The following is a 6,840-nucleotide window of genomic DNA, read 5'->3' on the forward strand; positions in this document are numbered from 1 at the left end:
ATCCTCCTTATTAAAAAAGACTAGGGTTAAACAAAGGGGAAAATAGTCAAAATATAATTAACTTCCATTCTTGACCCTAATAAGCGAGCAATCTAATTATTAAACGGTAAACGATTTTGCTTTTTCCAGTGCTCGATCTAGTCCCGAACTATCCTTACCCCCTGCTGTGGCAAAAAATGGTTGACCACCTCCACCACCTTGAATTTCTTTAGCAAGCTCACGAACAATATTCCCTGCATTCAAACCTCTTTCCTTAACTAGGTTTTCTGAAAGCATTACCGTAAGACTTGGTTTACCATCTATTTCACAAGCTAGCACAAGCAAAAGATTATCTAAAAGATCTTTCAAGGCATAAGCTAAGTTTTTTACCGCATCTGTATTTGGCAAATCGACTTTCTTAGCCAAGAAATTAATACCATTTATCGAAACCACTTCCTTGATAAGTTCATGTTTAAGTCCCGCAGAACGTTCTAGTATATTTTTTTCAATTTCTTTTTTTAGGCGGCTGTTTTCTTCGATTAAACTTTCAACGGACTTAAACAGATCAGCTGGGTTTTTCAATAGATCTTTAAGGCCTTTGATCTGTTCATTTTGCCCATTAATAAATTGTTCAGCGGCATTTGCAGTTATTGCTTCAATTCTTCGTACACCCGCTGCAACTGCACTTTCAGATATAATTTTAAAAAAACCAAGTTGACCAGTTGCTTTCGCATGAGTTCCACCACATAATTCTTTTGAAAAGGAATCATCAAAGGTAATTACACGAACAAAATCACCATACTTTTCACCAAAAAGTGCGGTAACGCCTGAACTTAAAGCCACTTGATAAGGAATATTTCTTTCCTCTTTCAAAGAAATATTTTCACGGATTTTTTGGTTTACAATGCGCTCAACTTCAGCTATTTCTTGATCTGACACCTTAGAAAAATGCGAGAAATCGAAACGCAGGTATTCATCATTTACCAGCGAGCCTTTCTGGTTCACATGAGCGCCTAAAACTTGTTTTAAAGCAGCATGAAGTAAATGTGTGGCTGAGTGATTATTTTCAGTTGCCATTCTCTTTAATGGGTCAACAAGCGCTCTAAAAGCATTTTTTGGCTCCTCCGGAATCAGATCCAAATAATGAATAATTAGTCCGTTTTCCTTTTTAGTATCCTTTACTTCGTATTCAAACAATCCGGTTAAATCCTCAATCTTCCCGGTATCTCCTGCTTGTCCGCCACTCTCTGCATAAAAAGGAGTACGATTTAACACTACTTGAAACTGTTCTTTACCTTTAGCAGTAACTTTACGATATTTTAGAATTTTACATTCACTTTCAAGTTGATCATAACCAAGAAACTCAACCTCATCACCTTCATTTGCAATCACCCAATCGCCCGTATCAATAGCGGTAGCAGCGCGTGAACGTTGTTTTTGCTGCTGAAGTTCTGCTTCAAAACCTTCCATATCAATAGTCCAGCCTTTTTCTCGAGCCATTAATTCGGTAAGATCGATTGGGAAACCAAAAGTATCATAAAGCTCAAAAGCAAAATCTCCTTTAATCGTTTTATCATTGGTTTCAAAACGCTCAAAACGCTGAATACCTGTTGCTAAGGTTCTTAAAAACGAAACCTCTTCCTCAAGCACAACTTTTTGAACAAAATCTTGTTGTTTTTTAAGTTCAGGAAAAACGCCATCAAACTGATCCGCTAAAATAGGTACCAATTTATTCAGGAAAGGTTCTTTTAGATCAAGAAAAGTATAGGCATATCGTACGGCTCTTCTTAAGATTCTCCTAACCACATACCCAGCCTTATTATTAGATGGAAGTGTTCCATCGGCAATACAAAAACAAATAGCACGAATATGGTCAGACATTACACGCATAGCTACAGCAGAGCCCCAACCCTCTTCTCCAGGATTTGAATTACCGTTGTAAGGGATCCGAGATTGCTCAGAAATAAATTGAATCAGTGGCTGAAATACATCAGAATCATAATTTGAGGTTTTATTCTGAATCACTCTTACTAAACGCTCAAGGCCCATACCGGTATCAACATGCTGATTGGGAAGCTTCTCGAGAGACCCATTTTTCAATCGGTTATACTGCATGAATACATTATTCCAAATCTCAATTACCTGAGGGTCATCCTGGTTTACAAGTGTACTGCCATCTACCTTTTTGCGTTCAGCATTAGTACGCATGTCAACATGAATCTCGGAGCATGGTCCGCAGGGACCAGTTTCGCCCATTTCCCAGAAATTGTCCTTTTTGTTCCCCAAAAGAATACGATCTTCAGAAATATATTGTTTCCAAATGTCAAAGGCTTCTTGATCTTTAGGCAGTCCATCTTTTTCATCCCCTTCAAAAACGCTAACATAGAGCTTATCTTTAGGGATTTTATATACTTCGGTAAGAAGTTCCCAGCTCCAGGCGATGGCCTCCTTTTTAAAATAATCGCCAAAACTCCAGTTTCCAAGCATTTCGAACATAGTATGATGATAGGTATCAATACCCACCTCTTCTAAATCATTGTGCTTTCCAGAAACCCGTAAACAGCGTTGAGTATCTGCAACTCGCAAATGTTTAATTGCCGCTTCACCTAGAAAAAGATCTTTAAACTGATTCATACCCGCATTAGTGAACATCAATGTAGGATCGTCTTTAACCACAATTGGTGCTGATGGGACAATTTGATGGCCTTTTGCGGCAAAAAAGTCTAAAAAACTCTGTCTAATCTCTTTGGTAGTCATGCTTGATTTGCTAATTTGCAAATATAAATATAGAAGCGGAATTGTATGCGGAGAATGTAATATTATTTAGCTTATTTATCTGATTTAAATAAAAAAAAATGGAGAGTAAATAGGCTTAATATTTGCTAGAAATAAATAATTGTAAGGCTTATTTCTGTAATCTGCTTATTAATGTTCAAATTTATTATTTTTACACTAGAAATTAAGGCATGCCGTACAAAGATCGAGAAATAGAGAAATTATATTATACGATGGGTGAAGTAACCCAACTATTTGATGTAAATGCGTCACAAATACGTTATTATGAACGTGAGTTTGAGATTCTCCAACCCAAGAAGAATAAAAAAGGCAACCGCCTTTTTAGTCCGGAGGATGTAGAAAACCTAAAAATCATTTTTAGCCTTGTAAAAGACAAAGGATTTACCCTACAGGGCGCCAAAGATCATCTTCGCAGTAATAAAAGCGAGGTAAAAGAAAATCAAAAAGTAATTGACTCACTAGAACGACTGAAACAATTCCTCCTGGAGGTTAAAGAAAAGCTCTGAATTCATGAAACAGCTTGAAGAACCAGTAAATGGTAGGTTGAAGATCTTTTTTATCTTGAATCGAAGGTCAGGCAACAGAAATTTAAATGATTTAATTAAGCTTATTGATCAAAAGTCGAAGTCTCATCCTTTTGAATATACCATCCACTTTCTAGATTCATTTTTAACGAATTTAATTCTAAAGGAAATAAATCAATATAAACCTAGTATTGTGGCTGTCGCCGGAGGTGATGGCACCATAAGTTTAATAGCCAGCCTTCTTTCAGGAAGCCCAATTCCCCTCGCTATTATTCCCTTTGGATCTGCAAATGGAATGGCAAAAGATTTAGAAATCCCAGTAGAAATTGAAGAATCAATTGAAATTTTATTAACAGGATCGATAAAAAAGATTGATTTAATTAAAATAAACGACCGTTATTGTTTACATCTTGCTGATATTGGGCTAAATGCAAGAGTGGTAAATCGATTTGAGAAGGATCTTAAAAGGGGGCTTTTAACCTATGCTAAGCACCTTTTCGGGGAAATGTTTTTTCTCAAAAATTATATTTTCCATATTGTATACGATGGAAAAAAAATACGTCGAAAAGGAGTATCCATCACCTTTGCCAACGCCTCCAAATATGGCACAGGTGCGGTAATAAATCCCGAAGGAAAACTAGATGATGGAAAATTTGAGCTTGTACTTGTAAAACCCTTCCCGAAAATTAAATTATTTTCTATCGTTTGGAAAATGTTTACGAATCAATTGCATACCTCTGATTATGTTGAGATTTTTAGCTGCAAAAAGGCTGTAGTTTTTAGCAATAAAAAAACAACCCTTCAAATTGATGGGGAAGTTATTGGAAAGGTCAAAGAAATACGATTAGAGAGCCTTGAGAAAGTCATAAAAGTGATAGTTCCCAAATATTAATGAAGCGCACATTCATAAACCATTTTACCCATTTTTGAATGGTGATCAATTACCCATGTCGAAATATTAATACTACCATCAGCCTCCAATCGAAGTTTAAAAAAACCCTTCTCTTTAATTCCAAATTTTAGGTTTTTACCTTCTCTAAGTACATATTTAAGTTTTGATCCCGCCCCACTTACCAAGTAATGATTACCATCTTTGGAGATATGTTGCAGATTATGCTCATGCCCAGCAGCATAGATAAGCCCCGGGTGACTCTTAAAAATATCTATTAAACGCTTCCTAAGACGTCTATATCTTGGATGTGCGATATCTTCTTTTGCGCCAAAATATTTACGATAAATAGGTAATAAGGAACCAATTAATGGAAGTGGAACATAAGCCTTCTTATGGTAAATGGTAAATGGAAAAAGATGATGCTTCAACTTATAGCGTCCACCATGAATCGCGTAACTATAAACTGGTGCATGACCAGCAATAAGAATTCTCTTTCCATAATTATTCTCTATAATGGTAGTCAGCTGTTTAAAAAACTCCTCTTCAGTTTCAACTCCACATCCGCAATCCTCACCAATTGGCCTGAAACCTGGCTGAAGCCACCATTGCGTATTAATCAAAATGATGGTTAGTTTTGAATTAATATTGATTTCGGTTGGGCCTGGACAGCCTTTTTCGGGGAACATGACCTTCTCTAAAAAAAGCTCCTCTAAATATTTCTCTTGTCGGATTACATAATCATAACCATCCGGACGTCCTTTATTCCAATCGTGATTTCCTGAAATGAATAATACCTTACCCTGGTACTCTCTCAAGGCATTTTTATGGGCAATTAAGCCATTTTCAGCATCTTTCCTTAGGATATTACCTATCGGAGGCAATCCGCGAGGGTAAATATTATCCCCCAAAAATATTACGGCAGAATCTTGTTCCTTCCTGAAATGGGAAGCCAATGTTTCTAGAACGGGATCGGGTCCATGCCGATGGACATTTCCAGTATCCCCGATTAAAAAAACATCAAATGAATTAATATCATTTTCTTTTGATTGCATGTATAATCATTTTTAAAAAATAAAATACTTACCAATCTAATTTAGTTTTACTTAAAAATGCGGCTATACCCTTTTTACAATCGGCGGATGATCTTGTTTGCACATTTAAACCAATAGCAAGATTGAGTCCCTCCTCAAGTGAAAGATCCTGAATTGATGTCAAAAGTTGTTTAGTAACGGTGATTGAATTTGATGATGCACCCTCAACTATTTTTTTAGCATATGACTCCACCGCAGAAGCAATACCGTCCTTTTCAATGATAAAATTAACCAAACCATAACTTGAAGCTGTTTTAGCATCGATAAGCTCGCCACTTAACAGTAATTCTTTTACCCTCCCCTCACCTAGTTTTCTTATTAAAAAGCAAGAAACAAGAGCAGGAACAAAACCAATTTTAACTTCTGTATATCCGAATTTGGCTTCGGGAACTGCAAATACCACATCACAAACAGACGTCAATCCACAACCACCAGCAATTGCATGGCCTTCAACCTGAGCAATAACAAGCTTCGGAGACCGATAAATAGTCAGGAAAAGCTCTTTAAGCGTATAGGTATCGGTAAAATTCTCAACATCCGTATTTTGTTGAAGTTGCTGCAGGTATTCAAGATCTGCACCAGCACTAAACACCTCCCCATTCGCTTTCAGTACAATTACTTTTACATTTGCATCATTAATGGCTTCTTTAAAGGCATTTGCAAGCAATTTAACAAGTTCCAAACTTAATGCATTACGCTTATCTGGACGATTAATGGTAATGTAGGCAATCCTTTCTGATTTACTAAAAGTTATTAAATCCATAGCTGGGGTTTTCTCTATTTATTTTAGATTCAGGGAATCAAAAGTAACCGAAATTTTAAAGTTTAACTATATATGCAGGGTTTTTCTTTAAGGTAAGACAATTTACATCTAATTTCCTCGCTTCAGCTAGCCATTTCTTTGATTTATAGTCGGGAATATTTGATTCAATTATCAATGTTTTAAAATTTACCTGATTCTTTAAGTTCTGGAGATTAAGAACTTTAAGATTTTGTATTAGAACGACATCAACTTCTATTTTATTGGCTACAACCAAATTATTAAACTCGTTTTTCCACCTCAGTACTTTAAAATTGCCGAATTGCATAAATTGAGACCCTGCCCAATACTCATTATTTGTAAATTGTTCTCCCATACGCTTAAAGTGTATTTCGTCAATACCCCTACTTGAAATTGATGGTTTAATGGAATAATTCAAGAGTTTATCAAGCGAATCAATATCACTAACAACAACACTTTGACCTTGATATATGTAGGCGATAGCTGTGTTTTTTCGGAGGCTATAAAAAATTAGCTCATGCCTTGTAAAATTTCTAATAGATTTAATTGAAAAGCTCATTGCCAATACAAAAACTGTCAATAATCCCAACCAAACAACACTTTTCTTTTGAAAGGAATGCCAGAAAATAAAAAGAATTAGAAGGAAAGTAATTAAGAATAACTCAAAATTATTAATCCATAATCCGTCTATGGCTGAAAAAGGTAATTTTTCAATTTTATATAAAATACCATTTGTGGAGTTGATTAGCCAATTTAAGAATATGCCTAAAAACTGAT

Annotated in this window: 6 protein-coding genes; 2 read left to right on the top strand and 4 right to left on the bottom strand. The window is 35.7% G+C overall.

All coding sequences use genetic code 11. The features are described from left to right. Nucleotides 1-99 precede the first annotated feature (99 nt). On the bottom strand, nt 100-2,736 hold the full coding sequence (gene alaS, locus ACILQF_RS08945) for an alanine--tRNA ligase (protein ID WP_395627075.1): 2,637 nt from the start codon (nt 2,734-2,736) through the stop codon (nt 100-102). Between the two features lie 209 nt (nt 2,737-2,945). Between alaS and ACILQF_RS08950 the strand changes: the two genes are divergently transcribed. Together ACILQF_RS08950 and ACILQF_RS08955 are read left to right on the top strand one after the other, a co-directional pair. After that, on the top strand, nt 2,946-3,281 hold the full coding sequence (locus tag ACILQF_RS08950) for a MerR family transcriptional regulator (RefSeq protein ID WP_395627076.1): 336 nt from the start codon (nt 2,946-2,948) through the stop codon (nt 3,279-3,281). Between the two features lie 4 nt (nt 3,282-3,285). Next, on the top strand, nt 3,286-4,191 hold the full coding sequence (locus ACILQF_RS08955) for a diacylglycerol/lipid kinase family protein (RefSeq protein WP_395627077.1): 906 nt from the start codon (nt 3,286-3,288) through the stop codon (nt 4,189-4,191). Here the strand turns inward: ACILQF_RS08955 and ACILQF_RS08960 are convergent. The 3 genes from ACILQF_RS08960 to ACILQF_RS08970 all read right to left on the bottom strand — a co-directional run. Then, the gene (locus ACILQF_RS08960; RefSeq protein WP_395627078.1) at nt 4,188-5,243 is read right to left on the bottom strand and encodes a metallophosphoesterase; all 1,056 of its coding nucleotides are present in this window, start codon (nt 5,241-5,243) and stop codon (nt 4,188-4,190) included. The two genes, ACILQF_RS08955 and ACILQF_RS08960, sit on opposite strands and share 4 nt — an antisense overlap. Nucleotides 5,244-5,271: 28 nt before the next feature. After that, on the bottom strand, nt 5,272-6,045 hold the full coding sequence (locus tag ACILQF_RS08965; protein ID WP_395627079.1) for an enoyl-CoA hydratase/isomerase family protein: 774 nt from the start codon (nt 6,043-6,045) through the stop codon (nt 5,272-5,274). Nucleotides 6,046-6,100: 55 nt separating this feature from the next. After that, a partial coding sequence (locus ACILQF_RS08970; protein WP_395627080.1) for a hypothetical protein occupies nt 6,101-6,840 on the bottom strand: 740 nt, incomplete at its 5' end.

The organism is Daejeonella sp., assembly GCF_044232565.1.
Lineage (GTDB): Bacteria > Bacteroidota > Bacteroidia > Sphingobacteriales > Sphingobacteriaceae > Daejeonella.